Source organism: Aeromonas sp. 96A (genome assembly GCF_051919165.1).
Classification (GTDB): domain Bacteria; phylum Pseudomonadota; class Gammaproteobacteria; order Enterobacterales; family Aeromonadaceae; genus Aeromonas; species Aeromonas veronii.
On the sequence record NZ_JBQBFE010000001.1, the window covers coordinates 1895052 to 1921350 of the forward strand.

General features: G+C 58.6%; 25 protein-coding genes. 13 read left to right on the forward strand and 12 right to left on the reverse strand.

The genetic code is table 11. The annotated features are described in order from the left end of the window. Nucleotides 1-73 precede the first annotated feature (73 nt). The 5 genes from ACTG2W_RS08545 to ACTG2W_RS08565 form a co-directional block, all read right to left on the reverse strand. Nucleotides 74-1705 carry a DUF7305 domain-containing protein gene (locus ACTG2W_RS08545; RefSeq protein ID WP_106842328.1) on the reverse strand — a complete coding sequence of 544 codons (1632 nt, stop codon included), beginning with the start codon at nucleotides 1703-1705 and terminating at the stop codon, nucleotides 74-76. Between the two features lie 82 nt (nucleotides 1706-1787). After that, nucleotides 1788-2261, reverse strand: a complete 474-nt coding sequence (locus ACTG2W_RS08550) for a PilW family protein (protein WP_235656972.1) — start codon at nucleotides 2259-2261, stop codon at nucleotides 1788-1790. Further along, nucleotides 2255-2647 (reverse strand): type IV pilus modification PilV family protein, encoded by a 393-nt coding sequence (locus tag ACTG2W_RS08555; protein WP_120414906.1) that lies wholly within the window; start codon nucleotides 2645-2647, stop codon nucleotides 2255-2257. Before ACTG2W_RS08555 ends, ACTG2W_RS08550 begins: the two co-directional genes overlap by 7 nt. Beyond that, nucleotides 2644-3063, reverse strand: a complete 420-nt coding sequence (locus ACTG2W_RS08560) for a GspH/FimT family pseudopilin (protein ID WP_106842326.1) — start codon at nucleotides 3061-3063, stop codon at nucleotides 2644-2646. The genes ACTG2W_RS08555 and ACTG2W_RS08560 overlap by 4 nt, the downstream gene beginning before the upstream one ends. 1 nt (nucleotide 3064) lies before the next feature. Next, nucleotides 3065-3454: a type IV pilin protein gene (locus ACTG2W_RS08565; RefSeq protein WP_106842325.1), complete on the reverse strand. Its 390-nt coding sequence runs from the start codon at nucleotides 3452-3454 to the stop codon at nucleotides 3065-3067. 401 nt (nucleotides 3455-3855) lie between these two features. Between ACTG2W_RS08565 and ACTG2W_RS08570 the strand changes: the two genes are divergently transcribed. Both ACTG2W_RS08570 and ACTG2W_RS08575 read left to right on the forward strand, forming a co-directional pair. Next, nucleotides 3856-5400 carry an AlkA N-terminal domain-containing protein gene (locus tag ACTG2W_RS08570; RefSeq protein ID WP_106842575.1) on the forward strand — a complete coding sequence of 515 codons (1545 nt, stop codon included), beginning with the start codon at nucleotides 3856-3858 and terminating at the stop codon, nucleotides 5398-5400. Continuing rightward, entirely contained in the window at nucleotides 5397-5870 is a 474-nt protein-coding gene (locus tag ACTG2W_RS08575; protein ID WP_106842324.1) for a methylated-DNA--[protein]-cysteine S-methyltransferase, read from the forward strand. Before ACTG2W_RS08570 ends, ACTG2W_RS08575 begins: the two co-directional genes overlap by 4 nt. 66 nt (nucleotides 5871-5936) lie before the next feature. Here ACTG2W_RS08575 and ACTG2W_RS08580 read toward each other — a convergent pair whose 3' ends face one another. The 3 genes from ACTG2W_RS08580 to ACTG2W_RS08590 form a co-directional block, all read right to left on the reverse strand. Continuing rightward, on the reverse strand, nucleotides 5937-7796 hold the full coding sequence (locus ACTG2W_RS08580) for a peptidase U32 family protein (RefSeq protein ID WP_106842323.1): 1860 nt from the start codon (nucleotides 7794-7796) through the stop codon (nucleotides 5937-5939). A 97-nt stretch (nucleotides 7797-7893) separates the two neighbouring features. Beyond that, a complete protein-coding gene (locus tag ACTG2W_RS08585; RefSeq protein ID WP_106842322.1) occupies nucleotides 7894-8502 on the reverse strand; it encodes a LysE family translocator in 609 nt (202 codons plus the stop codon). Between the two features lie 127 nt (nucleotides 8503-8629). Continuing rightward, on the reverse strand, nucleotides 8630-9571 hold the full coding sequence (locus tag ACTG2W_RS08590; RefSeq protein ID WP_106842321.1) for a LysR family transcriptional regulator: 942 nt from the start codon (nucleotides 9569-9571) through the stop codon (nucleotides 8630-8632). A 227-nt stretch (nucleotides 9572-9798) separates the two neighbouring features. Between ACTG2W_RS08590 and ACTG2W_RS08595 the strand changes: the two genes are divergently transcribed. The 11 genes from ACTG2W_RS08595 to ACTG2W_RS08645 all read left to right on the forward strand — a co-directional run bounded on the left by ACTG2W_RS08595 (nucleotide 9799) and on the right by ACTG2W_RS08645 (nucleotide 22034). Continuing rightward, nucleotides 9799-10887, forward strand: coding sequence for a ketoacyl-ACP synthase III (locus ACTG2W_RS08595; RefSeq protein WP_021230362.1), 1089 nt, complete (start codon nucleotides 9799-9801; stop codon nucleotides 10885-10887). A 254-nt stretch (nucleotides 10888-11141) separates the two neighbouring features. Further along, nucleotides 11142-12356: a methyl-accepting chemotaxis protein gene (locus ACTG2W_RS08600; RefSeq protein ID WP_106842319.1), complete on the forward strand. Its 1215-nt coding sequence runs from the start codon at nucleotides 11142-11144 to the stop codon at nucleotides 12354-12356. A 9-nt stretch (nucleotides 12357-12365) separates the two neighbouring features. Next, nucleotides 12366-12734, forward strand: a complete 369-nt coding sequence (locus ACTG2W_RS08605) for a response regulator (protein ID WP_005338778.1) — start codon at nucleotides 12366-12368, stop codon at nucleotides 12732-12734. A gap of 13 nt (nucleotides 12735-12747) precedes the next feature. Further along, complete coding sequence (locus ACTG2W_RS08610) at nucleotides 12748-13074, forward strand: STAS domain-containing protein (protein WP_005358513.1); 327 nt, start codon at nucleotides 12748-12750, stop codon at nucleotides 13072-13074. Between the two features lie 22 nt (nucleotides 13075-13096). Beyond that, nucleotides 13097-15307 carry a chemotaxis protein CheA gene (locus tag ACTG2W_RS08615; RefSeq protein ID WP_106842318.1) on the forward strand — a complete coding sequence of 737 codons (2211 nt, stop codon included), beginning with the start codon at nucleotides 13097-13099 and terminating at the stop codon, nucleotides 15305-15307. A gap of 10 nt (nucleotides 15308-15317) precedes the next feature. Next, a complete protein-coding gene (locus tag ACTG2W_RS08620; RefSeq protein ID WP_106842317.1) occupies nucleotides 15318-17243 on the forward strand; it encodes a HAMP domain-containing methyl-accepting chemotaxis protein in 1926 nt (641 codons plus the stop codon). Nucleotides 17244-17255: 12 nt separating this feature from the next. Further along, nucleotides 17256-17825, forward strand: a complete 570-nt coding sequence (locus ACTG2W_RS08625; protein WP_042080654.1) for a chemotaxis protein CheW — start codon at nucleotides 17256-17258, stop codon at nucleotides 17823-17825. A 43-nt stretch (nucleotides 17826-17868) separates the two neighbouring features. Further along, nucleotides 17869-19623, forward strand: coding sequence for a methyl-accepting chemotaxis protein (locus ACTG2W_RS08630; protein ID WP_106842316.1), 1755 nt, complete (start codon nucleotides 17869-17871; stop codon nucleotides 19621-19623). Nucleotides 19624-19680: 57 nt separating this feature from the next. Then, on the forward strand, nucleotides 19681-20484 hold the full coding sequence (locus tag ACTG2W_RS08635) for a CheR family methyltransferase (protein WP_005349557.1): 804 nt from the start codon (nucleotides 19681-19683) through the stop codon (nucleotides 20482-20484). Between the two features lie 3 nt (nucleotides 20485-20487). Beyond that, nucleotides 20488-20979 (forward strand): chemoreceptor glutamine deamidase CheD, encoded by a 492-nt coding sequence (cheD, locus tag ACTG2W_RS08640; RefSeq protein WP_005349556.1) that lies wholly within the window; start codon nucleotides 20488-20490, stop codon nucleotides 20977-20979. Beyond that, entirely contained in the window at nucleotides 20976-22034 is a 1059-nt protein-coding gene (locus tag ACTG2W_RS08645; protein WP_005338795.1) for a protein-glutamate methylesterase/protein-glutamine glutaminase, read from the forward strand. The genes cheD and ACTG2W_RS08645 overlap by 4 nt, the downstream gene beginning before the upstream one ends. Before the next feature lie 98 nt (nucleotides 22035-22132). Here the strand turns inward: ACTG2W_RS08645 and pnp are convergent, their stop codons facing one another. From pnp to rbfA, 4 genes are all read right to left on the reverse strand, one after another. After that, a complete protein-coding gene (gene pnp / locus ACTG2W_RS08650; RefSeq protein WP_042080647.1) occupies nucleotides 22133-24280 on the reverse strand; it encodes a polyribonucleotide nucleotidyltransferase in 2148 nt (715 codons plus the stop codon). A gap of 167 nt (nucleotides 24281-24447) precedes the next feature. Continuing rightward, nucleotides 24448-24717, reverse strand: coding sequence for a 30S ribosomal protein S15 (rpsO, locus tag ACTG2W_RS08655; RefSeq protein ID WP_005338797.1), 270 nt, complete (start codon nucleotides 24715-24717; stop codon nucleotides 24448-24450). Nucleotides 24718-24861: 144 nt separating this feature from the next. Continuing rightward, the gene (truB, locus tag ACTG2W_RS08660) at nucleotides 24862-25812 is read right to left on the reverse strand and encodes a tRNA pseudouridine(55) synthase TruB (RefSeq protein WP_106842315.1); all 951 of its coding nucleotides are present in this window, start codon (nucleotides 25810-25812) and stop codon (nucleotides 24862-24864) included. A gap of 1 nt (nucleotide 25813) precedes the next feature. Then, a complete protein-coding gene (gene rbfA / locus ACTG2W_RS08665; RefSeq protein ID WP_042060105.1) occupies nucleotides 25814-26251 on the reverse strand; it encodes a 30S ribosome-binding factor RbfA in 438 nt (145 codons plus the stop codon). Between the last annotated feature and the right edge of the window lie 48 nt (nucleotides 26252-26299).

Sequence of the window (26299 nt, forward strand, 5' to 3'; positions counted from 1 at the left end):
CGGCTGGGTGGACAGATCTCCACCTTCTCACAATTGCGCGCCCCGTTCGATCCTTTTTAGCCGCTCGCCAGCCTCACTGCACAAAGTGCCACTGCCGCAGCGCCAGTGTCGGCGGCGGCCCCTGATCTTCGCCCATATCCGCCATGCCCAGCGCCTCGTCATAGTGCACCCCGCCCGCACCGCTCTCGGTCAAGTGTTTTGCACGCACCGCCCCGTACAAACCGCCACTTCCGCTGATCTTCATCTCGGTCAGCGGGGCATAGAGGGCGGCATAGAGCGGGGTATTGCCCGACAGCTTGATCCCATCCTTGCCGCTATACGCGGAATAGATGGAGATAGCGGGCGTACCGCCAGCGGTCAGCCCCTGTTTGGCTGCCGTCACCTCGGCACCGGCCCCGAGATCGACCTTGCCGCTGACGATCAGGGTCAGGCTGCTCCCCTCGCTCACCGTCAACTTGTTGCTGCCAGTCATGGTGAAATCCTTGTCGATCAGCAGCACCACATCCCCCTTGATGGTGAGACTGGCATCGGCCCCCATATTGAGGCTGTCGAGCTGATAAATGGTCTGCTCCTTGCCAAACAGATCCCCCTTGCCGGGGTGCGGTAGCCCGGGCTTGTGCTGGTTGCTGCTGGTGACCGAGCCGGTGGCGGGATCTGTGGTCAGCACCATCTGCTGGGTGGCGCCCAGCGTCAGGGGGCCATTGATGGGCAGCGTTGCAGGGGGGAACGATTTGGGCAACGCGGCCACATTGAGCGGGTCACACACCTGCCCGGCTACCGGGGGCAGCTTGGGATGAGTGCGGTATTGGGGATCCAGATACTTCTGATGCTTGGCATCAAGGAATGCCCCCTTCCCACCATAGTTCAACTTGTCGCCAGCAATGCTTGTGCCATGACCCATAGAGACATCACCATTGATCGCAACAGCTCCGGCAATATGCCCTCCTTGCAAGGCAAAATTTCCACTCCCGTTCACGCTTCCCTCAACCCTGACGACCCCATCAGAGGGAGAAATGGTGATATCGCCGCCAGCAAGTACATTACCCGCAACAGGTGAAGAGCCGTTCAAGGTCACCGAGCCGGTCGCCCGCACATCACCCCAGATGGGGGAGTGCCCGGCGAGCACTACATTGGCCTTGTCGCTGACGGTCGCCACCTTGGCGTTTTGCCCCTGATTAAGAGTCCCGGAAACAGACTCCTTGTACGCCCCCTTGCGCGAGTCGTAGCTGTCGATAAAACCGCTACCGGAGAGGCTCAGCCCTTCACACGCCACCACCGAATCCTGAAAGATGAGATTGCCGGGCTCGCGCTTGAGGGCAAACAGCGCGTTGAGGCTGGCATTGCCCTCCAAATAGCGGCCATGGCTCTGCAACGCCAACTTGCTGCCGGCGGAGGCATCCAGCTGATCGATGCTGAAGCGGCTGCCCGCCATGGCTCCTTCGCCATTGCTTGGCACCTTCTGCACCAGTTGAGCCCACTCTATCCGCGGTTCGGCGCCAAGCGCCTGATGCAGGGCGCGATAACTCTCGTTCATCCCCTGCTCGGCACTGAGCTGCGCATTGATCTTCTTGTGAAAATTGCCGCTCAGGCGAGTCTGCAACTGGTTCTCCTGAATGCTGGTAAACACCAGCAGACTCGACAGTAGGCTCACCACCAACACCACCAGCAGTACGGCTCCCCGCTGCCCCTGCAATCCCTTGTTCATCCCGCTCCCCCTGCTGTGGCGTTGGCACCGGATGTGGCCAACGCTGCCGCCCAGACCGCCTTGCGGCGGGCCACCTGCACCTCTACTCCCGGTGCCAGATAGCTCGGCAGCCCTTCGGGCAAGATGCGGATATTGACCAGTGCACCCTGCTGGCCGAATTCAAGATCCTGAAGATGGGCCAGCAACAGGCGCGGGCCATCTCCGTCATCGCAACTGAGTACCGGCGGCGTGAAGCGGTACTGCTCGGTAAAATCGGCGGTTTTTTGGTTGCCAAGGCAGGGAGCACCTGACTGCCCCCCTCTACCTTGAAGGCAAGCGTCAGGCGATCAGGGGTCACGGCTATCAGCTGATCCGCCTGCTTGATGCTGTTGGTAAAGGTGAGAGTGGCAAAGCGCAGCACTTCGTTCGCCTGCTCCAACGCCTTGCTCTGCTCGACCGTGCTCTTGATCGGGACATAACCGGCAAAAATCGCCAGCATCAGCATCAGACCGAGCACCATGGAGATCATCAGCTCGACGAGACTGACGCCTCGTTGCCGTGAGGGGACGCTCAGCATAAAGGCGGAAATCCTGCGTTCAGCTCCACCCGCTTGGCGCCGGAGACCCGCTCATCCTGCCACTCGATAGCGACCACAAAGTTGTCGCTATAACGGTTCGGTAGCACCAGCCGGTGACCCTCGTGCAGGGTGAAGCGGGCAAGAAAATCGGCCTGGGTGAACCGCTCGGGCTTGCGCTGCACTTCGCACAGCGAACTCCAGATCTGCTCCACGCTGTTGCTCGCCTCGATCGTGGCCAGCGTGCTCTGCAAGCTGTAATGCGCCTGCTGCAACGAGACCACCTGCCCCTTGGCGAGACCGAGAAACACCATCACCGCCAACACCATGGAAACCATGATCTCCACCAGATTGAAGCCCTGCTGGCGGGCAAGTGCGGCGTGCCTCATGAGCAGCTCCCTTGCAGCAACTGGCCGCTCGGGGCCACGCAGAGCACCCGCTGCTCACCAAGGCGATTGGCCAGAATGATCTCGGCGTGGCTGCTGCTGCCGGTTGGCGCGATCTGGATGGGGTCAAACGGCTTGATCACCACACCGCCAGCAGGTGCTGCCGCCTGACGCAGCAACTTGCTGTCGGCCATCACCTCCCAGCCACCGTTATCGGTGCCTTGCAGCACCACCGGCAGGGTCAGCTTGACCGCTTCACTGCGGGCAAAGCGATAGGCAGACGCGAGCTCGGTCGCGCTGCGATCGAGCCGTTCGGCCGCGAGGCGCTGACTCATGGAGGGCAACCCGACCAATAGCAAGATGGCGGCGATGCCGACCGTGATCATCAACTCAATCAGAGTAAATCCGCGCACATTCATCTTATGATCCCCAGCAGTCATGGCGATTGGCCGCGCGATAACCGGTCTGATCGAGGGTCAGTATGCCGCACTCATCCTGTTGACGCGTCGTTGGAATGGCTTTGAGCAGGTAGTCGCCAGCATCTTGCTGGCTGTAGCTGAACTGGTAGAAATCCGTGTTGGAAGGGGTGGCAAACGTGTCGGGATAACGGCCCTGTTGGGTATAGATACGTTCGAGGGCGAGCGCCTGCTCCAGCAATTGCTGTTGCGCTTCGTAACGACGTCCCTGTTGCAGATAACCCTGATACGCTGGCAACGCGATGGCCGCGAGAATGCTGACAACCGTCATGGCGATCAACAACTCGATCAGACTAAAGCCCCGGCAATGGCGCCATGCCTTACAGTCGTTCACTTATCATCCTTGGCAAGTGTTGTTGTTATTGGTCGGCCCTGGGCCGCAAATGCGATGACTTAATAATCATCAAAAATTAACTGACTCGATTGAACAACACTAAATCGCCACACTCAATGTAAAAAAGATAATTATGTGATCTGTTATTAATTTTTAAGCAGTTTTCACCGCCACTAATCTCGCTAAGCAAATAAAGCTAGGCCAATCGACATCCGTTATGCCCCCTTCTGTCGAGCCGCGATACATGGACAACAACGGAGCGAAGAGTGAAACCCAACCGTGCAACGAAAGAGTAAAAAAACCTTTCGCCAATTTTTGCTATCCCTGTCCGTTTCTGGCTAGTCATGGCCCCCGAGCCCCCTTACTCTCTTGCCATCTATTCCAGCAAAGCCGCCAACACCATGAATGCAAAGCCCAGCACAGAGTCGTCACCGAATGAGGTGAGCAACACCCTCAGCCGTGAGCAGTGTCACGCCGCACGGCTCGCCCGCGACGCTCGCTTCGATGGCCGCTTCTTTACCGGCGTGCTCTCGACCGGCATCTACTGCCGGCCGGTCTGCCCGGCACGGCCACCGCACGAACACAATGTGCGCTACTTCCAAAGCGCCGCGGCCGCCGAGCAGTATGGGCTACGACCCTGCCTGCGCTGCCGCCCTGAGCTGGCCCCCGCCGCCCGTGGCGATCTGCCGGTTGAACTGGCTCGTCTGCTGGCGCGTATCGATCGCGGCGAGCTGGCAGACAGCACGCTCGCCGAACTGGCGGCGGAGAGCGGTATCAGTGAGCGCACGCTACGCCGCCAGTTCGAGCAACATCTCGGTGCCTCACCAAAACAGGTGGAGCAGACGCGCCGCCTGCTGCTCGCGAAACGGCTGCTGACCGAAACCGGGCTGCCCATCACCGACATCGCGTTTGCCGCTGGCTTTGCCAGCATCCGCCGCTTCAATGACGCCTGGCTCAACGCCTACGGGCTGGCCCCGCGCTCCCTGCGCCAGCAGGAGCTGCACGATGACGCGCCAGAGCACATAAGTGCGCAGCCCCGCGGCGCAACCCTGACGCTGCAACTGCCCTACCGCCCCCCATATGACGTGGCGGCCATGCTGGCGTTCTATCGGCTGCGGGCGATCCCCGGGCTGGAGCGGGTAGATGGCGAGGTGTATGAGCGGCGCTACCGGGTCGGCGATCAGGTCGCGCTGGTGCGTATCGCGCAAGGCAAGGGGCATAGCCTGCAGCTCACAGTCCATGATCTGCCGCTCGCAGCGCTGCCCGATCTGCTCTATCGGGTGCGCCGAATGTGGGATCTCGATGCCGATATGCAGCGGATCGGTGATCTGCTCGGTCAGGATCCGCTGCTCGCCCGTTTGCAGGCGCGCTGGCCCGGCGTACGGCTGCCGGGAGGCTGGGACGAATACGAGGTGATGCTGCGCGCCATCGTCGGCCAGCAGGTCTCGGTCAAGGGAGCCATCACCATACTCGGGCGACTGGTAGCCCGTACCGAGGCGCAATTCGGGGTGGCGCAACTACCGACCCCCGCCCAGTTGTGCGAACTCGATCTCGACGGTATCGGCATGCCCGGCAGCCGCATTCGCACCCTGCGCGGAGTGGCTCAGGCGCTGGCCAGTGGCGAACTGACCCTCACGACAGCCAGTGACGAGCAGTTGCTGGCGCTACCGGGCATAGGCCCCTGGACGGTCGCTTACTGGCGGCTGCGCTGTGGGCTGGATACCGATGCCTTCCCCGCTTCCGATCTGGTGCTGCAAAAGGCACTCGGCGGCGGCACCAAGCTGCCGGTAAAAGAGGTGTTGGCGCAAAGCGCAGCATGGCAGCCGTGGCGCAGCTATGCGGCCAGCTGGCTGTGGCATGCCATGAGTGAAGCGCCCGATTTGCTACTCCGTGCCACTGGCAACGAAAACCAGCAGGATAGCCAACAACAGGAGATAACCCCGTGATCCGCTACGATATCCTGCCGACCCGCTGCGGCGATCTGCTGGTCGCCATCAATGAATCTGGTCTGGTGCACGTGGACTTTGTGGCGGGCCTGCGGGCACTGCCCGATATGAGTGGCTGGCAGCAAGATCACAGAGCACTGGCTCCCTTCCTCGCCGAATTTGACGCCTATTTTGCCGGTCGCTTGCAGCGCTTCTCCCTGCCCCTTGCCGCCCGTGGCACCGCCTTTCAGCAGGCGGTATGGCAAGCGCTGTGCGACATCCCCTATGGCGAGACCCGCAGCTATAGCGATATTGCCCGCGCCATCGGCAAACCCGATGCGGTGCGGGCAGTGGGCGCGGCGAATGGCCGCAATCCGCTCTCGATCATCGTCCCCTGCCATCGGGTGATCGGCCAAAACGGCAGCCTGACCGGCTATGCGGGGGGATTGGAGATTAAAAAAACGCTGCTGGCGCTGGAGAGGGGCAATTAAAGGAGGGTAGGCAGAGAACCTGCGATAAAAATTGCCCCTTTCCGGATGGAGAAAGGGGCTCATTGATCAGCGTTTCAGGCTGCCCATCACATGCATTTCGCAGCGGTTACAGTCAAAACGCAGGCGGAAGGTATCTTTACCCATCTTGAGTTCCAGTGGCTCGGCCTTGAGACCGGGCACCTCGTTCGGGCAGAGGTTCTGGCTGTAGCGGATGCAGTGCTTGGTGATCATCAGCACCACTTCCCGCTCCTCCTTGTTCGCTTCATAGGCGGGGGCAATGCGCTCCACCCCGTGCTCATGGAAGAACTTTTCAGCCGCGCTGTTCAGCACGTTGCCAAGGTAGGAGAGACGGTGCTGGGGATAGTTGATATCCCGCAGGGCGATGCGTCGCTCGGGACGCTGGTAGCTGGCCACCCGCGCCGCCTCCAGCGCAGCGATGCCATCCCGGCGCAAGCCGTTGAGCTGTGATGCGGCGATGAATAGCGGCCTCGTTACTACCAACTCAATCTTGCGCGCCACAAACAGGGTATTGCCAAGTTTGCCAAGTTGATCCCGTGTTTGTTGCAGCGCCCGCTCCGGATTGTCGGCAGGCTGTTTGTCGCAAGGCAAGACCACTGCGGCACTGATGCCCTGCTCGTCGGTGAGCGTGAGGCTCACGCCCTCATCGCACTCTGCCAGCACCATATCGACCCGGATGCGGCGATCCGCGCTCGCCTTCTCCAGCATCTTGCTGAATGCCTGATCGTGGTTGCGGTAGATTTCGGTCCCCACCTTTAGCCCCGGCATGCGTTCTGACAGGAGTAACTGCTTACCTTCGACCTTGTTGAGACGCATCCCCACCAGCTCGTTGTTCGGCTTAAAGAAGCCCAACCCGTCGCCGTTGTTGAGGGTGACCGGTTTGCCATCGATCTCGATACCGTCACGGGTCACCCTGGTGACACGTCCCAGCGGTTCACCCACATATTTCGGGCTTTTGGTGGAGTCGATACCCTGATGACGGCCATGGAGGAAGTAGTCTGTGCTGCCGCGGTTGAAGCTCTTTTTGGGGTCAGGCGTGAAGCTGTAGCTGCAACGGCCAGCAGAGGCAGCCACCAGATCGGAGCGACTATCGAGAATGGCGTCCAGCTTCTGGCGATACCAGGCGGTAACGTTTTTGACGTAGTCGAGCCCCTTGAGTCGCCCTTCAATCTTGAAGGAGCGGATCCCCGCCTCGATCAAGGCCTCCAGGTTGTCTGTCTGATCCATATCCTTGAGCGACAGCAGGTGGCTGTCGGCCACCAGCACTTCACCGTCCGGCTTTTGCAGCGAGCAGGGCAGACGGCAGAGCTGGGCACACTCGCCACGGTTGGCGCTGCGGCCGGTACGGGCATGGCTGATATTGCACTGGCCGCTGTAGGAGACACAGAGCGCGCCGTGGATAAAGAACTCCAGCTGCACATTGGTCGCCGCGCTGATCTCGCGGATCTGCGCAAGAGACAGTTCGCGCGCCAGCACCACCTGAGAGAAACCCACATCCTGCAGAAACTTCACCTTCTCCGGCGTGCGGTTGTCGGTCTGGGTACTGGCATGAAGCGCGATGGGTGGCAAATCCAGCGCCAGCAGCCCCATATCCTGCACGATGAGCGCATCTGCTCCTGCTTCATAGATTTGGTGGGTCAGCCGCCGGGCCTGCTCCAGCTCATGATCGTGCAGCAGGGTGTTGAAGGCGACAAAGACCTGGGCGCCGAAACGGTGGGCGTGGCGCGCCAGCGCCTCGATATCCTCGATGGAGTTGCCCGCCGCACTGCGGGCGCCAAAGGCCGGCCCCCCCATGTAGACGGCATCGGCACCATGGTTGATGGCTTCGATGCCGTAGGCGAGGTTCTTGGCCGGAGCCAGCAGCTCCAACCGGTTGTTGTTACTTAACGGGTGCTTGTTCTGGTGCATGGTCTCGGGATCAGGGCGGACAGCAAATGGGCGCTACTCTAGCCCATTCACCACCCGCATGCCTTGATCCCGCTTAAGGTATCCACAAAATGCAGGATTAGATAACCACCTTGAGTGCCAGTCCCAGCAGCACCAAGCCACTCACCTTATCGATCACAAAGGATTTGGCTTTGAGCCACGCCAGTACGGGACCACGAGAGAGCACCAGCGCCACCAGCACGTACCAGACGGCATCGATCCCGCCAGCGGTGAGCATCATGATGCCCCCTTCGCTCCAGCCGGTATCGGCCCGCACAAACTGGCTGAACAGAGCGATGAAGAACACCGCCAGCTGGGGGTTAAGGAAGGCCACCATAAAACCTTCAAAGGCCCCCTGCCGACCGCGCAGTTGATGCACCTCTTCATTCCCTTCGTCACTGGTTGGTTTTGCCAGCAGGGCTTTCACCCCGAGCCAGGCAAGAAATGCGGCGCCGCCGTAGCGGATCAGATCAAACAGGATAGGGGTCTGGGTGATCAGGATGGAGAGGCCGAGCGCCGTGACCAGCGCATAGATACCAACCCCGAGACCGTGGCCGAGCGCGGTGGCGACGCCGTGCCCCTGCCCGCCCTGCACCGTGTTGCGAATGATCAGCGCCAGACTCGGCCCCGGGCTGATGGCCCCCATCACGCAGATTGAGGCCAGTGCCAGCCAACTCGTCAGTTCCATGCTTTTCCTCTTTTGCGCTCGATATAATGACCTGCACTCAGGGTACGGGCTGAGCCATTATGCCAGTAGTGAAAGTTATGAATAGAACCCATAACCCATGGCTATAGCGCCACACAACTGACTAGGGCTAACCACCGAGATCGAGCTGCTTGCGACTCTCGCCGACGGTACGTTGCAGGTGATCCCGCAGGAATGGGTAGGCCAGCTCGCGAAACCAGCGGTGGGCCGGATCCTGATGGTGGCGCTGATGCCACAGCAGATGATACTGCTGGTCGCGGGTAGCAAATGGCAGATCGACAAAGGTGAGCTCATGGCCGCAGGAGAGCTGCCAGGCGATATGGGCCGGGGTTGTCATCAGACAATCCGTACGCAGCAACACCTCCACTGCGGCCTGGAAGAATGGGACTCGGGCAAACCAGCGCCGACGCAGTCCCTGCGGCGCCAACACCTGCTCAACCGGACTGTCTTTGTCGCCTCCCCCGCTAACCTGCAGGTGAGGCCAGGCGAGATAGTCATCGAGACTCAGCGCCTTGCCCGCTAGCGGGTGATGACGTCCCATCAACACAGCCAGCCGATCTTCCCCCTGATGCAGACCACGGATCTGATCCGGTACCTGCTCGGTGATGGTGGAGACCAGATCTAGCTCGGACTGCCACAACAACGGCAACTGGCGCTTGTCCCACAGGCTGTACTCCAGCGCCGCCAACGGCGCCTCTTTGGCGAGCGCGGCGCAGATATCTGGCAGAATATGCTGGGCAACATAATCAGAAGAGGCGAGCCGAAATACCCGCTCGCAGCGGCTCGGGTCAAACCCGGGCGCCTCGTAGAGCCGCTCCAGCGCACCGAGAGAATCCGCAAGCTGGGCGGCCAGCGCTTCGGCCCGTGGCGTCAGCAGCCAGCGTTGCCCCTCCCGCACCAGCAGCTCGTCGTCAAACTCGCTGCGCAACTGGGCAAGCTGCTTGCTGATGGAGGGCTGACTCAGGTGCAGCAGCTCGGCGGCTCGGCTGATATTGCGGGTCTCCAGCAGCACCTTGAGGGTGGGCAGCAGGTTGAGATTGGCTCTGAGCAAAGAGATACCCTCATCGGTGGCGAAACGCCTATCTTAGGGCAGACGAGTCTCGTGTTTTAAGCAAAATTTCCAGCCATGTTCTGCACGTTGCGACCCTTTGCGGCCAGATGGCGCAGCCACTTGCCCAACACATAACCATGACCACAAGATGACAGTGGTTGTCTCGTGCGGCATAATTGCACGATTTTCCGCCCGCGGGGCGCTCCACTTTAAGAAGCGGTAACAAGATGAAATACGCCAATATCACCGGCTGGGGCAAATGCCTGCCTCCCTCCGTGCTGACCAACGATGACCTCAGCACCATCATGGATACGTCAGACGAGTGGATCTATCCGCGCACCGGCATCAAGGCCCGCCGGATCTCCCATGTCAGCACCTCGGATCTCGCCACCCTGGCCGGTCGCCGCGCGCTGGCCTGCGCAGGTCTGGAAGCGAGCGATCTCGATGGCATCATCCTGGCCACCGCCACCCCGGACAACCTGCTACCAAGTGCCGCCTCTGCGGTGCAGAAGAAGCTGGGCGCCGTCAATGCGGCCGTGTTTGACCTCAACGCGGCCTGCACCGGTTTCGTCTATTCCCTCTCCGTCGCCACCTCGCTGGTGCAGACCGGCATGATGAAGAAGGTGCTGGTGATCGGCGCCGAGCGCCTCACCTACCTGCTGGACTGGGCGCGCCGCGATACCGCCGTGCTGTTTGGCGATGGTGCCGGTGCCGTGGTAATCGAGGCGAGCGAGCAGGAGTGTGGCCTGATCGCCAACAAGCTGGGCTGTGACAGCGAAGCGCGTGAGATCCTGCACGTACCAAACTTCGGTACCGATCGGGTGCGTTTTGCCGATATCGATGGGCTGTTCACCTTCAACTTCGAAGGTCCGGAGATCTTCAAACGCGCCGTGCGCGGCATGGGGGAAGCCACCAGCACTGTGCTAGCACAGGCCGGTATTGCGCCGGAGCAGGTCGACCTGATCGTTCCCCATCAGGCCAATATCCGCATCATCGAGACCCTCGCCAAACGGATGAATGCGCCGATGGAGAAGGTGATGGTCAACATCGAAAACTATGGCAACACCTCCGCCGCCACTGTGCCCATCGCCCTTTGCGAAGCGCTGGAGCAGGGCCGCGTCAAGCCGAACTCCTATCTGCTGACCGCCGCTTTCGGTGCCGGCCTGACCTGGGGGGCCGCCATCATCAAGTGGGGCGATCGCGTCACCCCTATCAAGGCGTGCGATGCCGAACTGCCCCCGTGTGACAAGAGCGCGCTGGAACTGATTGCCCACGCCGTGGAAGGTTGCCAGAAGGCTCACGCCAACGAGGCGTGATCCTCATCAGGAGCCTGAATCCTCAGGCTCCTTCTCTCCTTTTCATCCCCACCTAGCTCTGCCCCCCCACCTCGCAAGCCGCTTGATACGGCAATCGCTGATACAAACAACTCCGATTTGCAGCCAATTAATTTTTTTCCGCTAACCTTATTGTGCCAACTATAAATAAAGAAAAGAGCGTCAAGGGGCACCATGACTGTTTCGGTCCTGCGCCTTTACCTCTTACCAAATAATTGCACAGGGATAAGCTACGTATGGCACAACACAAAAGTGGCGTGAACACACCGCTTTGGGAACCGGTTTGCTGGATTTGCTGCATCGGGCTTGCTCTGCTGAGCTGCCTGTTGCTGCAGCTTGCCGATGCGCTGTCACCTCTCTATCTGCTGCTCAATGTGCTGGTTGCCATTGCAGCCGCGCTCTGGACATCGAGTCACTTCCACCAGCACACACACCGACATCGTGCCGGAGAGGAACAAACCGTCGCAACCGATCCTCTCGCCCACTCCATCATCGGGCTCGAACAGGTGTGCGAGAAGGCACTCCCCATCTGGTCCCAGCAAATTGAAAGCTCTCGTCAACAAACCGAAGCCGCGATGATTGACCTGACTCAACGCTTCAGCGGCTTGGCCAACAAGCTGGAGGAAGCAGTCAATGCTTCTCATCTGGCAGCCGGAGAACTGGGTGATGCCAATTCCGGTGGCATGGCAGGAGTCTTGAGCGAGAGCCAGCAGCAACTCAATGAGGTAGTGGCCATCCTGCACTCCGCCCAGGCCAATCGGGACGCCATGCTGGGTGAGATAAAAAGCCTGACCACCTACACCATAGAGCTCAACACCATGGCCATGGATGTGGCCAAAATCGCCTCCCAGACCAACCTGCTGGCCCTCAACGCCGCCATTGAAGCGGCTCGTGCAGGGGAAGCAGGCCGTGGCTTTGCTGTGGTCGCTGATGAAGTGCGCAACCTCTCCCGCCTCTCCAGCGAAACCGCCCAGAAGATGACCGACAAGGTAGACACCATCAATACTGCTATCGGCCGCGCCTTCCAGATTGCCGAAAATGCTGCCGCACGGGATCACGCCTCGGCGCTCAATTCGGAGCAGACAATCGAACAGGTACTGGCCCGTTTTCGCCATGCCACTGACAGCCTGGCGGAATCCGCCTCCCTGCTGCAAAACGAGAGCACCGATATCCATCGCGAAATCTCCAGCGTCATTGTCTCGCTGCAATTTCAAGACAGGGTCAGCCAGATTCTCAGCCACGTCAGACAAAACATGGAGAGCCTCTCCAGCCATCTGGTTGCTTCGGAGCAGAGCAGCAATGCGACAGGGCCAATCCAGATCGATGCCAATCGCTGGCTGGCAGAGATGGAGCTCTCATACGCCACCGACGAACAGCGCAATATTCACCATGGTCGCACCACCCGTTCTGTCAACGCGCAACCAAGCAGCGCCGACATCACATTTTTCTAGGAGAGAGATATGGGCAAAACGATCCTGATCGTGGATGACTCGGCAACTATTCGCCAAGTCGTAGGCATGACCCTCAAGGGAGCCGGTTATGAGGTCATGGAAGCCTCTGACGGCAAAGATGCGCTCAACAAACTTGATGGCAAGAAGATCAACCTGATCATCAGTGACGTCAACATGCCGAACATGGATGGCATCACCTTTGTCAAAGAGGCCAAAAAGCTGGCCAACTACAAATTTACCCCTGTCATCATGCTGACCACCGAGTCTCAGGACAGCAAGAAGCAGGAGGGACAAGCCGCAGGAGCCAAAGCTTGGGTGGTCAAACCCTTCCAGCCCGAACAGATGCTGGCCGCAGTCGCCAAGCTCATCATGCCGTGATCCGGAGCGCATCATGCAACTACAGAGTGAGCTACTCGACAACAAGGTAGTGGTGACCATGCCGGATGAGATCACCATTTATACAGTCAGCGAGCTGAAAGATGCTCTCTCACCCTTATTACATCAGGGGAACGAACTGGAGCTGAATCTGGCGGCGGTATCCGAGATAGACAGCGCCGGGCTGCAATTGCTGCTGGCAGCGAAGAAAACCGCTCTGCAGCAAGGCTCCTCCCTGGCGCTGGTCTGGCACAGCCATGTTGTGCTTGAACTGCTGGAGCTCTGCCAGCTCTCGGCCTTTTTTGGCGACCCCACCCTCATCACCCATGGCGAACGGCCCTGAGCCACCATGACAAGGAGTCACCGTGAGCATCGATCTTGATCAGGCTTTACAAACCTATATCGCCGAGGCACGCGAGTTGCTTGAAGAGATGGAGTCAGCCCTTCTATCACTGGAATCTGACCCTGACAATAGCGAGCTGATTGGTGCCATCTTCCGTGCTGCTCATACCATCAAGGGGTCGGCTGGCCTGTTTGGTCTGCAACCAATCGTCGGGTTTACCCATATCGTCGAGGATCTATTAGACCAGATACGCAATCAGCAGCTCACCGTCACCTCTCCTCTGATCAAGGATCTGCTGGAGAGCTGTGACCATATCCAGACGCTCATCAGTGTCGTTGCAGAACAGGGCAGCACGTTAAGCGAGGGCGATGCCAACCAGGATGAACGGCTGAGGCTCACCCTCACCCGTCATCAGTGCGTCCCCCATGCCACGCTGCCAGATACTGTGCATACGCCGGAACCCAAGATCGAAAAAGAGGGAGGAATTACCAGCTCCGCCTCCCTGTGGCATATCTCCCTGCGTTTTGGCCCCGATGTGCTGCGCAATGGCATGGATCCGGCCGCATTTCTGCGCTATCTCGGCACCCTCGGAACCATATGCTCGGTGGAGACCATCCATCAGGCGTTACCGGATTGGGAGCAGTTCGATCCGGAGAATTGCTACCTCGGCTACGAGATAGACTTCGACTCGCAGGCAGATAAGGCAGCCATCAGCGATGTCTTTGAATTTGTCAGAGATGACTGCCAGATCACCATCTTGCCACCCCACAGCAAGATCGCCGAGTTCATCAACCTGATCGAGTCACTGCCGGAAGATAGCGCCATGCTGGGCCAGTTGCTGGTCAACACCGGCGCCCTGACCGCAGAGGAGTTAGCAAGCGGTCTGCAGGCACAACAAGCGACCCCGGCAGAACAAGCGCCCAAACTCGGAGAAATCCTGATTGCGCAGGGTGCCGTCAACGAAGCCGTCGTCGATGCCGCCCTGAAAAAACAGAACCAGACCAAAGAGAGCAAGAGCAAAGAGGGCCGTTACGTCAGGGTGCATGCCGACAAGCTGGACGATCTAATCAATCTGGTCGGGGAGTTGGTAGTCGCCAGTTCAGGAGCCAATCTGCTGGCCCAACGCACCCGCGAAAGCCAGCTGCAGGAAGCCACCTCGGTCATTGCCATGCTGGTGGAAGAGATCCGCGACAGTGCACTGCGCCTGCGCATGGTACCTATCGGCGATACCTTCAACCGCTTCCAGCGGGTGGTGCGCGATGTCAGTCAGGAACTGAACAAGGATATCACTCTTGTAATCTCCGGAGCCGAGACCGAACTGGACAAGTCGGTGGTAGAGAAAATCGGCGATCCGCTGATGCATCTGGTCAGAAACTCGATGGATCACGGCATCGAATCGGCAGAGCAACGACTGCTGGCAGGCAAACCCCCCCGTGGCACCCTGAATCTCAATGCCTATCACGACTCCAACAGTATCGTCATCGAAATTCGGGATGATGGAGCTGGTCTCAACAAAGCCAGGATCCAGCAAAAAGCCATCGAGCGCGGTCTGATCAGCCCAACCACCACGTTGACGGATCAGGAGATATACAACCTGATCTTCGAGCCGGGGTTCTCTACCGCCGAGGCGATAACCAACCTCTCCGGTCGTGGGGTGGGCATGGATGTCGTCAAACGCAACATCACTGCCCTGCGCGGCACGGTCGATCTGGACAGCATCCCGGGAAAAGGAACCCGTGTGCAGATCCGCCTGCCGCTTACCCTTGCCATCATCGACGGCTTCTTGGTGCGAGTCTGCGACACCCACTACGTCATTCCCCTCGATATGGTGATCGAGTGCGTTGAATTGACCCAGAGTGCACTGTCCGATACCCAGGGTCGCAATTACATCAATTTGCGTGGCGAGGTGCTGCCCTTTATCCGCCTGCAACACTACTTCGATACCAATGGCAGCAAAGGGAGGCGCGAGAACATTGTCGTGGTCAGCCATGCAGGCAAAAAATCCGGACTGGTGGTGGATGAACTGCTGGGAGAATTCCAGACCGTCATCAAACCGTTGGGGAAATTGTTCCAGCGCCTGCAGGGCATTAGTGGTTCAACCATTCTGGGGGGGGGAGAGGTCGCCCTGATCCTCGACATTCCTTCGCTGATCCAGCACGCAATCACTCAGGAATCCTGTCAGCTCAACAGGTTGACAGTGTCGCGCAACCTGCCTCAATCCAGCATCAACTGAGGGGACCATCATGTTAAAAAATTCCACCATCAAATTGCGTCTTATCGTACTGCTCTGCATGCTCTGCCTGCTGCTGCTGGCCGTTGGCAGCCTCGGGTTATACAACATGCAGAGCAGCAATACCGGGTTGCAGCGCGTTTACAACGACAGGGTGGTTCCCCTCAAGCAGCTGAAGACTATCTCCGACAGCTATGCCGTCTCGATCATCGACAACCTCAACAAGGCCAATGCGGGGCTGATCCCGGCAGAAGAGGCTTTGAAGCAGATACAACAGGCCCAGCAGACAATCAAAAACGAGTGGCATCACTACCAGTCCACCACTCTCACACCAGATGAACAGCGTTTGTCAGCCGAGGCGACAACCCTGTTCAACGCGGCCGATACCGATATTGGCAAGCTGGAGAAATACCTCGCCACCCAGCACGGCATGATTACTGGCATGCTGAACACTTTTGACGGTGCCCTCTATGGCTCCATCGACCCGATAGGCAACAAAATCACCGAGCTGGTCAACCTGCAGCTCAATGTGGCCAAGTCGGAATATACCGCAGCGCAATCCTGGTATGACGTGATGCTGATAACCATGGCGGTGGTTATCGCGGTCGGCATTGCACTCGCAGCCTGGTTTGGCACCCTGCTGATCAAAAGCATCATCACCCCCATCGAACAGGCTCTGCGCGTGGCCAATAGTCTGGCCGATGGCAATCTGGATGTATCGATCCAGATAGACTCCAACGATGAAGCGGGTCAGCTCTTGATGGCGATGGATAACATGGTCAAGAAACTGGGGGCCTTGATCACGGATATCGAAACGCTGGTCACCGCCGCTGTCGAACAGGGCGACTTCAGCCACAAGATTGCGCTGGAGGATCGTCAAGGATATATCAAGCGGGTATCCGAGCTGCTGAATCGCCTCTCCCATGTGACAGATACCAGCCTGGAAGATGTGATGCGCATTGCCACCGCGCTCTCCAAGGGTGACCTGACCCAACGGATCGATGAGCCCTATCCAGGAATTTTTGGCCAGACCAAAGACGGCCTAAACCGGACCATCACTGCGCTGACCAATATCATCGAAGAGGTACGCAACGCCGCCGACAACCTGACCAATGCCTCCAATCAGGTGAGCAACACGGCGCAGGCATTGAGCCAAGCCACCAGCGAGCAAGCGGCCAGCGTTGAAGAGACCAGCGCCTCTATCGAGCAGATGAGCGCCAGCATCAATCAGAACACCGAGAACGCCAAGATCACCGACAGCATGGCCAGCAACTCGGTACTGGAGGCCACCGAAGGGGGCCAATCCGTTCAACAGACGGTGACCGCCATGCAGCAAATCGCCAAGAAAGTCAGCATCATCGACGACATTGCCTACCAGACCAACCTGCTTGCCCTCAACGCCGCCATCGAGGCGGCTCGCGCCGGAGAGCATGGCAAAGGCTTCGCAGTGGTTGCTGCCGAGGTGAGAAAACTGGCAGAGCGCAGCCAGATCGCTGCGCAGGAGATTGGTGAGCTCTCCTCCGACAGCGTCAGCAAGGCAGAGCGGGCTGGCAACCTGCTGGAGAGGATCGTCCCCTCCATTCGCAAGACCTCTGACCTGGTACAAGAGATCAATGCCGCCTCAGGCGAACAGGCCAGTGCAGCCAACCAGATCAGTCTGGCCATGAACCAGCTTAATCAGGTGACACAGCAGAATGCAGCCAGCAGCGAGGAGTTGGCTGCCACGGCCGAAGAGATGAGTTCACAAGCCAGCGAACTGCAGCAAACCATGGCCTTTTTTGCTCTGGAGAAAAGTGCGCAGCTCAACACCAGGCCCCATGAAACCGGCCACAAGGGCATGCCTCCCAGAGGCAGTTTCATCGCCCCTCCACAACGGGCCAGCCAGCCCAATCAACCATCATCCCATTCCATTGATGACGCGGATTTTGTCCGCTTTTAACCGGAGGCGACCATGCATACATCCACCGACATCACGGTGCCATCAGCGGCCGCTGACGAGAGCAGTGGCGATGCCCAGTACCTGACATTTCTGATCAACAACGAGATGTTCGCCATCAATATTCTGGGGGTCAAAGAGATCATCGAATACGGCAATATCACTCCGGTTCCGATGATGCCGGGTTTTATTCGCGGCGTAATCAACCTCAGAGGAGCGGTAGTGTCGGTCGTAGACTTGAATGCCCGCTTTGGCAATGCACCTTCGGTCATTACTCGCCGCAGTTGCATCGTCATTATTGAGGGGGTGGCCCCGCAGGGCGATGAACCTGTAGGTCAGGATATTGGCGTTGTGGTGGATTCCGTATCGGAAGTACTGGGTATCCCACAAGCAGATATCGAGCCCCCACCCAGTTTTGGTGCCCGCATCCGGGCCGATTTCATCAGCGGCATGGGCAAAGTCAACGGCAAATTCGTCATCCTCATCGATACCGGGAAAGTGTTGTCACTCGATGAGATGGCTCAACTCAACGAACTGGCCCAGCCACAGGCAAGGTTGCCACAAGGCAACCTGCAACCCTCCTGAAAAGGCCTCCATACTCCACGACATGCAGCATAAGGAAACGCTCATGACCCAATCACTCTTAGGAAAACTCTTCGGAGACAATGCCACCGAAGTGAGGCAGCGGACCCAGCTACTCGACGCAATCGGCCAGCTGCAACACGCAGTCCTGGCAGAGCAGGTTCCAGCACCACTCGATCTTTCCGGTATGGACAGTCCCTTTCGTGAAGTAGGACATGCCATCAACGAGGTGGTCACCTTGCTCAGCGACAAGCTGGAACAGAGCCGCAACGACATTAAAAAGAATCAGATGTTGCTCCATGAGAACCAGCTGGTTCGCAAAGCACTCGACTGCGCCAGCACCAACGTGATGATTGCCGATACCAACCTCGACATTATCTATATGAATGAGGCAGTGACCGGCATGCTCAATCAGGCTGAGACCGACATCAAGAAAGAGCTATACAGCTTCAACGCCAATCAGCTGATGGGCGCCAACATCGACAGCTTTCATAAAAATCCCGGCCATCAGCGCGCCATGCTGGCCAAACTCAACAGCACCTACCGTACCCAGATCCAGCTGGGGGGGCGCACCTTCTCCCTGATCGCCAATCCGGTCTTCAACGATACCGGAGAACGGTTGGGATCCGTGGTCGAATGGGCCGACAGAACCAAGGAGGTAATGATAGAGAAAGAGATGTCCGACATTGTGCAGGCCGTGATCAATGGCGAGCTGCACCGCAGGATGGAACTTGCTGGCAAGAGCGGCTTCTTTCAGGCGATGGGAGAAGGGATCAACCAGATTGCCGAAGTGATCGACAGCACCCTCAACGACGTCATCCGGGTCGTGCAATGTCTGGCAAAAGGTGACCTGACCCAACAGATTGAGGCGGACTACCCCGGCGTGTTTGGCACCACCAAGGATGCGCTCAACAAGACCATCGCTTCGCTCACCAACATCGTCACCGAAGTGCGCGGCGCCTCTGACAACCTCTCCAGTGCCGCCGAGCAGGTAAGCGCGACCGCCCAGTCGATCAGCCAATCCAGCAGTGAACAGGCCTCCAGCATGGAGGAGACCAGCGCCTCCATCGAACAGATGAGCGCCAGCATCAACCAGAATACCGACAATGCCCAGGTCACCGATGGCATGGCCAGCAAGGCAGCCAAAGAGGCCGTAGAGGGAGGAGAAGCGGTCAAACTAACAGTGGATGCCATGAAGCAGATCGCCAGACGGATTGGCATCATCGATGACATCGCCTACCAGACCAATCTGTTGGCACTCAACGCAGCTATCGAAGCGGCGCGGGCTGGCGATCACGGCAAAGGCTTTGCTGTAGTGGCGGCGGAGGTGCGCAAACTGGCCGAACGCAGCCAGGTGGCAGCACAGGAGATTGGTGAGCTGGCCTCCAGCAGTGTCGAGATGGCAGAAAAAGCAGGTCGTTTGCTGGATCAGATGGTTCCTTCAATCAACAAGACCTCGGATCTGGTGCAGGAGATCAGTGCCGCTTCGGTTGAGCAATCCACAGGTGTCAGCCAGATCAATCAGGCCATGAACCAGCTGAGTCAGGTTACCCAGCAGAACGCCTCTTGCAGCGAAGAGCTGGCTGCCACGGCAGAAGAGATGAGCAGCCAGGCGGAACAGCTACAGCTGGCCATGGAGTTCTTTACCCTGGAGGCCCATGCCAAAGAAGGTAAAGCAGCCACCTCGCATCTTCACCCCAATACCCGAGGTCGCTTTATGAACGAGAGCAATGCCAACAGTCGGGAACGAGCCGCCACAGTCCAACGCCCCACGGGCGATAGCGATTTTGTCCGGTTCTAGTCACGGGAGAGGCGTTGCCTCTCCCATCTCCGACAACACAGGTAGAGGGACTGTTTTTTGTATCAAACCCAGCTGCATGATGATGAGTTCTCCCGTTTCCAACGCTGGCTTCATCAAACGGCGGGGATAGAGCTGTCTCCAGCCAAGAAGGCGCTGGTGGCCAGCCGCCTGGCGAAACGCCTCTGCCACTATGAGCTGGATAGTTATGACGACTACTTCCAGCTCATCATGAACGATCGCAGCAGTGAACTGCAGTTGGCGCTTGATCTCCTTACCACCAACGAAACCTACTTTTTCAGAGAGCCCAAACACTTCGAGTTTCTGACGCGGGAGATAGTCTCAGCGCTCCCGCCCGAGCAATCGCTGCGGGTCTGGAGCGCTGCCAGCTCATCCGGCGAGGAGCCCTACAGTCTGGCCATGACCCTCGCGGAAAAACGCAGCACCTTCAACTGGGAGATCCTGGCCTCCGATATCTCGTCCCGAGTGCTGGAGCAGGCGATGAGCGGACGCTACCCCATCGAACGGGCGCAAAATATTCCACTGCCCTTTTTGATGAAATATTGCCTCAAGGGTGTGGGCCTGCAGGAGGGCATCTTCATCATCGATCGCAAGTTGCGGGACAAGGTGCAATTCATGCAGATCAACCTCAATCAGGATCTGCCGGACATCGGCATGTTTGACGTCATCTTCATCAGAAACGTGATGATCTACTTCAACAAGGAGACCAAAGGGCAAGTATTGCAGCGGCTGGTACCCAGACTCAAACCCGGTGGCTACCTGCTGGTGAGCCACGCCGAGAGCCTGCATGGCCTGCACCACGGCCTGCAGCTTGTCTCGCCTTCCATCTATCAGAAGAGATAAGTCATGACTCGGGAGGTGATCCTGCAACCGGGAGAGCTCTTTTTTGGCAAGGAGGATGTGGTGGTCAGAACCGTACTGGGCTCCTGTATTGCCATCACCTTGTGGCATCCGGAGCAGAAACAGGGAGGAATGTGTCACTACATGCTGCCAAGTCGGCGCAATCCCTCTACCAAGCTGGATGGGCGCTATGCCGATGAGGCCCTCGCCTTGCTGCTGCAAGCGGCCAGTCACTATCCCGCCCCCATCCATGAATATGAGGCCAAGTTGTTCGGGGGTGGCAACATGTTTACCGAGCCTCAATACGCACAGAGCGACAACAATGTCGCCGCCAAAAATATTCAGGCAGCCTGGCAGCTGACCCGACACCTTGGCCTTGATATCAAGGCTCATCATCTTGGCCATAGCGGCCACCGAAGCTTGCTCTTTGAGCTCAGCAACGGCAGTGTCTGGCTCCGCCATCATCGTCTGCCACATCAACGGGAGTCGCGAGAATGAAGCAGATCCGGGTCATGCTGGTGGATGATTCCGCCGTGGTCAGACAGGTATTGCAAGCGGTGCTGGAGCAGGAACCCGATATCCGGGTGATAGCCACAGCATCGGACCCCCTGTTTGCACAGGAAAAACTGAAGAAAGAGTGGCCTGACGTCATCGTGCTCGATGTGGAGATGCCCCGTATGGATGGCATCACCTTTCTCACCAAGATCATGGCAGAGCATCCAACCCCGGTGGTGATCTGCTCCTCCCTCACCGAAAAGGGGGCCGAGACCACCTTGCAGGCAATGGCTGCTGGCGCGGTGGACATCATCACCAAGCCGACCATGGGGATAAAAAGCTTTCTGCAAGAATCTGCCCACGACCTGGCCATGGCGGTACGTGCCGCGGCCCAGGCCAACCTCAAGCGCGTGGGCAAGCCCTCCTCTGTACCAGTCAGCACCAAGCTCAACGCGGATGCCATGCTGGCGCCCAACCAGCACGCCATGGCACAAACCACCGAACGGCTCATCGCCATCGGCACCTCGACCGGCGGCACCCAGGCGCTGGAAGCCGTGCTGACAGCCTTGCCCCGAGTCAGCCCCGGCATTGTCATCGTGCAGCACATGCCGGAAAAATTTACCGCCATGTTTGCCGAACGCCTGAACGGGGTCTGCCAGATAGAAGTACGGGAGGCGAGGAACAATGACCGGGTGATCCCGGGGCTGGCGCTGATTGCCCCCGGCGGCAAGCATATGCTGCTCAAGCGCAGCGGGGCCTACTATCACGTCGAGGTGGTCGACGGGCCGCTTATCAACCGTCATCGCCCCTCGGTGGATGTGCTGTTTCGCTCCGTCGCCAAATATGCCGGCAAGAATGCCACCGGCATCATCATGACCGGCATGGGGGATGATGGTGCCCGGGGATTGCGCGAAATGCTGGATGCGGGTGCCAACACCTATGCCCAGGATGAGGCCTCCTGCGTGGTCTTCGGCATGCCCAAGGAGGCGATCAAGCTGGGAGCTGCCCGCCATGTGCTCCCCTTGCAAGAGATGCAATACGCCATCCTCGGCAAGTAATCCCTTATCGCGCGTTTTGACCATAAAAAAGTCCGGCTCCCCAAGGGGAGCCGGACTTTTTACATCAACCGGAACCAATCCGGTATCAGGCGAGCAGATTACTCTGCAGCAGGCGCTTCTTCAGCGGCCGGAGCTGCGTCAGCAGCAGGTGCAGTTGCTTCGGTCGGGGCATTCGCTTCCTTGATGGAGAGACGTACGCGGCCCTGACGGTCCACTTCCAGTACCTTCACCTTGACTACGTCACCGATGGTCAGGTGGTCAGCCACGTTCTGCACGCGAGCGTCGGTGATCTGGGAGATGTGTACCAGACCATCTTTGCCCGGCAGGATGTTGACGAATGCACCGAAATCGGCCAGACGGACAACTTTACCTTCATAGATGCGGTTCACTTCGATCTCGGCGGTGATGGCTTCGATGCGACGGATCGCTTCCATGGCGGCTTCGTTGGCCACGGCGGAGATACGTACAGTACCGTCATCATCCAGCTCGATGTTGGTGCCGGTCTCTTCGGTCAGCGCACGGATCACGGAACCACCCTTACCGATCACGTCCTTGATCTTCTCAGGATTGATCTTGATGGTGTGGATACGCGGTGCGAAATCGGAGATCTGGGCACGGGGAGCCTGGATAGCTTCATCCATCACTTTCAGGATGTGCAGACGAGCGCCACGAGCTTGCTTCAGCGCAATCTCCATGATCTCTTTGGTGATGCCTTCGATCTTGATGTCCATCTGCAGCGCGGTCACACCTTCGGTGGTACCGGCTACTTTGAAGTCCATGTCGCCCAGATGATCTTCGTCACCCAGAATGTCGGACAGCACGACGAAACCTTCTTCTTCCTTCACCAGACCCATGGCGATACCGGCAACGGAGGCCTTGATCGGCACACCGGCATCCATCAGCGCCAGAGAGGAACCACAGACAGACGCCATGGAGGAGGAGCCGTTGGATTCGGTAATTTCAGAGACCACGCGCACCACGTACGGGAACTCGGCGGCGCTCGGCATCACGGCAGCAACGCCGCGCTTGGCCAGACGGCCGTGACCGATTTCACGACGCTTCGGGCTACCCATCATGCCGGTCTCACCGACACAGTATGGCGGGAAGTTGTAGTGCAGCATGAAGCGATCGGCACGGTTGCCGGTCAGCTCGTCGATGTTCTGGGCATCACGCTCGGTCCCCAGAGTGGCGACCACGATGGCCTGAGTTTCACCACGGGTGAACAGGGCAGAACCGTGGGCACGGGGCAGAATACCGGTACCTACGCTCAGGGCGCGGATCATTTCCGGATCGCGACCATCGATACGCGGCTCACCACGTACTACGCGACCACGAACGATGCGGCTTTCCAGGCTGTGGAACTCTTCGCCGATCTTCTTGGCATCTTCTTCCACACCGGAAGCGATAACTTGCTCAACCACACGACCCTTGATGGCCGCGATGGTTTCGTAACGAACAGCCTTCTCGGTGATGCGGTAGGCTTCACCCAGTTCGGCGCTCGCCAGCTCGGCAACCTTGGCTTTCAGCGCTTCGTTGACGGCAGGCGGAGTCCAGTCCCACGGCTTGGTGCCGACGGCAGCGGCAAACTCGTTGATCGCATTGATCACGGTCTGCATCTGCTCGTGACCGTATACCACGGCACCCAGCATTACCTCTTCGGAAAGGATGGCCGCTTCGGACTCAACCATCAGCACGGCATTGGCAGTACCGGCAACTACCAGATCCAGATCGCTCTGCGGCAGTTCGGTGGTGGTCGGGTTCAGCACATACTGACCGTTCATGTAACCCACGCGAGCAGCACCGATCGGGCCGCCAAACGGGATACCGGAGATGGCCAGTGCGGCAGAGGCACCGATCATGGCAACGATGTCGGGGGATACGGCCGGATTCACGGACATTACGGTCGCAACGACCTGAACCTCATTGAGGAAGCCTTCCGGGAACAGCGGACGAATAGGACGGTCGATCAGACGGGAGATGAGGGTCTCGCCTTCGCTCGGACGGCCTTCACGACGGAAGAAACCACCCGGGATACGACCAGCAGCATAGGTACGCTCCTGGTAGTTGACGGTCAGCGGGAAGAAATCACGGCCGTGATCGGCCTCTTTCTTGCCTACAACAGTCACAAATACGCAGGTATCGTCCATGCTGACCATAACGGCCGCAGTGGCTTGACGGGCCATCACACCGGTTTCCAGTGTGACGGTGTGTTGACCGTACTGGAATGACTTAACAATAGGATTCACGTGAATTTCCTTTTTACAATTTGGCTCTTTAAATTCGCGCACAAGTATACTTGATTCGATGCAAAAGGTAAGCGGCGACGCGAATTCTGTGAGGCAGGCAACGGCTTGAAGAGCAATAAAAAAGGGGAACCTGACGGTTCCCCTTTTTCGCGAAATCTGATGGTCGATTAACGACGCAGACCCAGCTTGGCGATCAGAGCAGCATAACGCTCGGAATCTTTACGCTTCAGGTAGTCCAGCAGCTTACGACGCTGGGAAACCATGCGCAGCAGACCGCGACGACCGTGGTGGTCCTTGGAGTGCTCTTTGAAGTGACCTTGCAGATGGTTGATCTGGGCAGTCAGCAGGGCAACTTGCACTTCGGGGGAACCGGTGTCGTTGGCGCAACGAGCGTTGTCAGCAACGATTTGAGCTTTGATCTCAGCATTTAGAGACATGGTAATACTCCAGTAGAGTGTTTAAAGGTTCACAGCCAATCTCTAATTCAGCCGTGAAATGAGGGCGGTATCATAATCGTCCCCGCCCCTTTTCGCAACGATAAAGAGGCGAAACGGGAAAGACGTGCTGATACCGCCTGAGGATCACTCCTCGTCGTGATAACGCACCAGTCGCTTGGGGGCGACGCGGCCATCATCATCAATCTCGCCAACCCCGATGAACTCGCGCTCCGGGCCGACCGTCATGCGAACCTGACCGCTTTGCGGCGCACCTGCCACCTGCACGGCCTGGCCCTGATTCACATAGGCAGCCACAACCGCCAGCATGTTCACCTCGGGCAAGCTTGCTACGGCGGTATCCATCGGCAGCAACAGCGGATCCAGCTGCTCGCGCGGCGGGATGCTCTCGGCCTTGGCCTGCTCGAAGATGCACTCGAGTTGCTCCAGAGTCAGCATCCGTTCATACGGATAGCTGGCCACCTGGGTACGGCGCAACTGAGTCACGTGGGCACCACAGCCCAGCACTTCACCCAGATCATCGACCAGAGAGCGGATGTAGGTGCCTTTGCTGCAGTGCACTTCAAGGCGCACGTCATCACCTTCGAAGCTCAGCAGTTTGAGCTCGAATACGGTGATGGGACGGGCTTCACGCTCAATCTCGATGCCTTCGCGGGCATATTCGTAGAGCGGACGGCCGTTGTGCTTGAGCGCGGAGTACATGGAGGGCACCTGCATGATGGGGCCGCGGAACTGGTCCAGCGCCTCGATCAGGGTACCGACAGCCACGTTCACCGGACGGGTGGAGACCACCTCACCATCGGAGTCGCTGGTGTTGGTGCGCTCGCCCAGTTTGGCGGTCACCTCATAGCGTTTGTCCGCTTCCAGCAGATACTGGGAGAACTTGGTGGCCTCGCCAAGGCAGATCGGCAGCATGCCGGTCGCCAGCGGATCCAGTGCGCCGGTGTGACCGGCCTTGGCGGCATTGTAGATGCGCTTGACCTTCTGCAACACATCGTTGGAGGTCAGGCCGGTCGGCTTGTCCAGCAGCAGAATGCCGTGCACATCACGGCCCTTGAAACGACGTCTTCGGGTCATCTCAGGCTTTATCCTCAGTCGTGTCATCCGGTGCGGATTCAGCTTCTTCGTCACGGCCGGATTCGGCCATGCGGCGCTTGTCTTCACGCACAGTGTTGGTCACCAGGTTGGAGAGACGCATCCCCTCGACCAGGGTCTGGTCGTAGTAGAAACGCAGCTCGGGCACCACGCGCAGACGCATGGCACTGCCCAGCAGACTACGGATATATCCGGCTGCTTCGGTCAGACCCAGCAAGCCTTCCTTGATGCGCTCGGCATCATTTTCCAGCTGCAAGAAGGTGACGTAAATTTTGGCATAGTTGAGGTCACGGGACACTTCCACATCGGAAACGGTCACCATGCCGATGCGCGGGTCTTTCACCTCGCGCTGCAGGATCAGCGCAATTTCACGCTGGATCTGCTGTCCGACCCGACGGGTCCGGCTGAATTCTCTGGCCATATTCTATCCTGCGATAAAAGGGGGCCGCGGCCCCCTATTTTGTCTAAC

Bases quoted from the DNA above. Each gene is read 5' to 3' on its own strand.
- ACTG2W_RS08545 (WP_106842328.1), bottom strand. From the start codon at position 1,705: ATGAACAAGGGATTGCAGGGGCAGCGGGGAGCCGTACTGCTGGTGGTG.
- ACTG2W_RS08550 (WP_235656972.1), bottom strand. From the start codon at position 2,261: ATGCTGAGCGTCCCCTCACGGCAACGAGGCGTCAGTCTCGTCGAGCTG.
- ACTG2W_RS08555 (WP_120414906.1), bottom strand. From the start codon at position 2,647: ATGAGGCACGCCGCACTTGCCCGCCAGCAGGGCTTCAATCTGGTGGAG.
- ACTG2W_RS08560 (WP_106842326.1), bottom strand. From the start codon at position 3,063: ATGAATGTGCGCGGATTTACTCTGATTGAGTTGATGATCACGGTCGGC.
- ACTG2W_RS08570 (WP_106842575.1), top strand. From the start codon at position 3,856: ATGAATGCAAAGCCCAGCACAGAGTCGTCACCGAATGAGGTGAGCAAC.
- ACTG2W_RS08580 (WP_106842323.1), bottom strand. From the start codon at position 7,796: ATGCACCAGAACAAGCACCCGTTAAGTAACAACAACCGGTTGGAGCTG.
- ACTG2W_RS08585 (WP_106842322.1), bottom strand. From the start codon at position 8,502: ATGGAACTGACGAGTTGGCTGGCACTGGCCTCAATCTGCGTGATGGGG.
- ACTG2W_RS08595 (WP_021230362.1), top strand. From the start codon at position 9,799: ATGAAATACGCCAATATCACCGGCTGGGGCAAATGCCTGCCTCCCTCC.
- ACTG2W_RS08600 (WP_106842319.1), top strand. From the start codon at position 11,142: ATGGCACAACACAAAAGTGGCGTGAACACACCGCTTTGGGAACCGGTT.
- ACTG2W_RS08605 (WP_005338778.1), top strand. From the start codon at position 12,366: ATGGGCAAAACGATCCTGATCGTGGATGACTCGGCAACTATTCGCCAA.
- ACTG2W_RS08610 (WP_005358513.1), top strand. From the start codon at position 12,748: ATGCAACTACAGAGTGAGCTACTCGACAACAAGGTAGTGGTGACCATG.
- ACTG2W_RS08620 (WP_106842317.1), top strand. From the start codon at position 15,318: ATGTTAAAAAATTCCACCATCAAATTGCGTCTTATCGTACTGCTCTGC.
- ACTG2W_RS08625 (WP_042080654.1), top strand. From the start codon at position 17,256: ATGCATACATCCACCGACATCACGGTGCCATCAGCGGCCGCTGACGAG.
- ACTG2W_RS08630 (WP_106842316.1), top strand. From the start codon at position 17,869: ATGACCCAATCACTCTTAGGAAAACTCTTCGGAGACAATGCCACCGAA.
- cheD (WP_005349556.1), top strand. From the start codon at position 20,488: ATGACTCGGGAGGTGATCCTGCAACCGGGAGAGCTCTTTTTTGGCAAG.
- ACTG2W_RS08645 (WP_005338795.1), top strand. From the start codon at position 20,976: ATGAAGCAGATCCGGGTCATGCTGGTGGATGATTCCGCCGTGGTCAGA.
- rpsO (WP_005338797.1), bottom strand. From the start codon at position 24,717: ATGTCTCTAAATGCTGAGATCAAAGCTCAAATCGTTGCTGACAACGCT.
- truB (WP_106842315.1), bottom strand. From the start codon at position 25,812: ATGACCCGAAGACGTCGTTTCAAGGGCCGTGATGTGCACGGCATTCTG.
- rbfA (WP_042060105.1), bottom strand. From the start codon at position 26,251: ATGGCCAGAGAATTCAGCCGGACCCGTCGGGTCGGACAGCAGATCCAG.